A 3,459-nucleotide genomic window follows, 5' to 3' on the forward strand; every position below is an offset into this window, starting at 1 on the left:
ACTGGGTAAATTTCGGGTCGGTCTCCACCAGATAGTGGCTGTCACTGCCCGGTTGCATGGTATACAGGCTGTTATTCGGCAAACGCGTATCGGGCGTCACCACGCGTATCACCGGGTCGACAGTTTGCCCTTTGACGGTCTCCGGGGGCAAACTCAGCTCAAACGGCTGACCGGGAGGCAATACCAGTGGCTGATTTTTGATACCGCTCACCGGTGTGACTGTCGTGGGGGCCGCGTGTATCTGACCGGTTTGTCGGTCTGTAATCGTGATATCGGTACCCTGCGGACGGGTATGCTCCTGCCAGGCCAGCGTTTTCAGGTCGATGGTTTCTATCACTGGGGCGGGGGCATAATTGCTGCGGCTTTTTCCCTGCGAGGTTTTGGTGCCACCGAACCCGAACTTTTTGTGTCTGGTCTTTTTGGCGTACCAGTGAGTTTGGCGACCTTTATCGGTGGTGATACGTTCGCCCTGAGTGGTAATATTGTGCAGTTCACCGATTTCTCCATCCAGCGCCCCGCCGGCGACAATCTGGCTGTCGTGATTAGTGACCTGCGCACTGTTGAGCGTGATATTACCCCCGGCCAGAATTTTACCGGGGTCACTCTGTTTAACCTGAGTTTCCTTGACGGTCCGGGTGTACTGATATTCGTAAAAATCATTACTGCGACTGCCGTCCGGCATGATGGCATCGTGCACTTTGTATTTATTGCGGTGGGAAGTGTCCACCTGTGACCAGTCATAGCGAGTGGTCTGGCCGCTTAGTACTGCATCGTGATGCTGAGACTTTTCCGTTTCGACGACCTGAGTGACCAACCCGGCGTTGGTGTTGTTAATCTGGTCGGCATTAATCTTCAAATGGCGCCCGGCTTCAATCGTCGCCGCGTGGTTATTGAGCTCACGCGCCTGACCGGTGGCCGTCAGGGCGTTATCCAACCGGCCGCCGATGTGCATGTCGCCCACACTGTAAATCTGCGCATGATGCTGGTTGTTGAGTGTTCCGGTGCCGATATCCAGTTGGTCCCGCGCCGCAATCACGGCGGCTTTGCCGTCCTGTGCGGAGTTATTCAGTGTGCCCGTCTGAAGGGCAATTTGGTCACCGTAAATGCGCCCGGTGCCGGTATTGTTCAGGGTGTTGGCCGTGAGATGGGTCAAGCCGCCGTCAATCAGTCCGGTGTTGTTCAGCGTATCGTGAACCTGGATTTGCGTTTGTTTGGCGCTGATTTCACCGGAGGCGCTGTTGGTGAGATTCTGTGCGCCCAGATACAGCGCCCGACCGGCTTTTATCTGACGGTCATTGATAAGATTGCCGGTCGTTTTCAGCGTCAGATTGCCATTAGCCGCGGTGTTGCCGGTATGGTGAAAATCCTCAGTTAAGGTGACCGCCATATCGCCCTGTGATAACAGTTGGCCGTCACCGCTCAGAGAGTGTGCGTTAATCGTGGCCTGTTCCCCGGCAATCAGCGTGCCTTGCCGGTTGTTAATCGCTAGCGAGGTGTGCCCGCTCTTGTCGTCTACGGTAAGTTGTTTACCTGCGGAGATTAACCCCTGCGCATTCTCCAGCGTGTGACTCACCTGAGCTTGCAGGTGATTGGCCGCCCGTAAAGCGCCCTGGGTATTGTCCACCTGTTGGGCGTTTACCGTCAGGTTTTGCGCTTCCAGCCCGTTATCCGTGTGCGCCGTCTCGCGGTTAATCAGGCGAGCGGTGTTCAGGGTCAATTGCTGACCGCCACGGATAAGGCCGCCGGTGTTATCGGTTTGAGTGTCAACATCAAGCTGAGTGTCGCCCACCGCCTGCACCTGCCCGCGACGATTATCGAGCTGGTGAGTATTCAGGGTTAACGTGTCGGTGGATAACAGTTTGCCGTCCCGGTTATCCAGCGCGGCGTGTCGGGTATCGATAACCACCTGTCCGCCTTGCAGATGACCGTGGCGATTGTCCAGTGGGCCGCTGGTGACGGTGGTTTTTCCTTCTCCAATAATCTGGCCCTGCTGGTTATCCAGCAACTGTCCGTCGGTATCCAGAGTCAGGGCGTCGGCGGATTGTAAAGTCCCGTTGCGGTTAGTGAGTTGTCGGCTGTGAATGTCCAGCCCGCTATTTCCGGCTATCTGGCCCTGAGTATTATTGAGTGCAGTGCTGGTCAGCACGGTTTTGCCGTCCGCCGCAATCATCCCTCCGGTGTTGTCGATGTCGCCGGTGCGCAAAGTTAACTGCCCGCCGCTTAACACCCGGCCCGCTTTTTGTTTTTGGTCGGCGTGGTGAGTGTTAGTAAGACCGTGGCCGTGGGTATCAACGGCCATCTCGCGACCGGCCTGTAACAGTCCCGCCGTGTTATCCAGTTGACCGCTGTTTAAGGTCAGGGTGTCTTCGGCTATCACCTGTCCGGCGGTATTGGTGAAGGGATGGCCTGTGGTCTGGCTGTCAATGTTTTGTGCCAGCAACACGCCCTGGGTGTTATCCAGGGTCTGACTGGTGGTGGTCAGTCGGGTTTTGGCTTCAAGATGGCCGTGAGCGTTTTGAATAGTTTTGCCAACGGTGAGGGTGGCGCTGTCCCCGGCGGCAACAATGCTCCCCTGACCATTATTTAGTTGGGATGCGCTGAGCTGGAGCGCGTTGCCGGCTTCCAGTTTGCCCGACTGATTATCCAGCGTGTCTTTGACCGCCAGTGTCAGCGAACCTTGGTCGGCGGCCACGATGTTGCCGTGACGATTATCGACGGTCGTTGCCTTAAGGTTCAGGTTGCCATTGCCCGCAATAGTGCCGCTGTGGTTATCCAGTATCCGGGTAGTGAGGGACAAGTCATCCTTACCCCATTGTTGCATCACACCGCTTTGATGGCTCAAAGTATCGGCGTTGATGGTTATCTGCCCGGCCTGAGTTTCGGCGTGGTTGAGTTGCAGTTCACCGGCCTGTATCGTCAGGGTGCCATTGGTGAGCAATTTGCCCTTATCACCCAGCCACCGTTGCGTGTTGAGCGACAGTTTCCCGTTGCCTGCCAGTTGCACCGTTCCCTGGTTGTTATCGGCCTGATGCGCGGTGAGATGCAGGTCCTCGCCCTGACTGGCAATAGTGCCCTGACGGTTGTTAAGCCGGTCAGTGGTGAGGGTCAATTTCCCCTGATTGAACACTGTCCCCTCATGGTTATTCAGGGTGCGGGTATGGAGCGCCAGTTCTCCGGTCCCGGTCTGGTTAATTTTTCCCTGCTGATTGGATAAATCCGGGGTCGTCAGGTGGATTTCCCGCGCCACTAACTGGCCGCCGTCGTTGTTAAACTGGCCCGGGGTTTTCGCGGTCAAATGGTCGGCGTTGATGGTGGCGCGAGCGGTACTTATCCCCGCTTGACCGGCGGTGAGTTGAATCTGACCGGCTGCGGTCTGGCTGTCGCTCAGGTCAATCCGCTGACTGTGGATAGCCAGCGTATCGGCGGCCAGATTTTTGCCCTTAGCCTGAACGTGCTGCG

At 56.6% G+C, this 3,459-nt stretch carries 1 protein-coding gene; it reads right to left on the bottom strand.

Going from position 1 to position 3,459, the window contains the following annotated elements:
• Window positions 1-3,459 (bottom strand): beta strand repeat-containing protein (locus tag AACQ38_RS23415; RefSeq protein WP_445260638.1); only part of this gene is annotated, 3,459 nt, incomplete at both ends.

The organism is Photorhabdus sp. RW14-46, assembly GCF_963887965.1.
In the GTDB taxonomy this organism is placed as follows: domain Bacteria; phylum Pseudomonadota; class Gammaproteobacteria; order Enterobacterales; family Enterobacteriaceae; genus Photorhabdus; species Photorhabdus laumondii.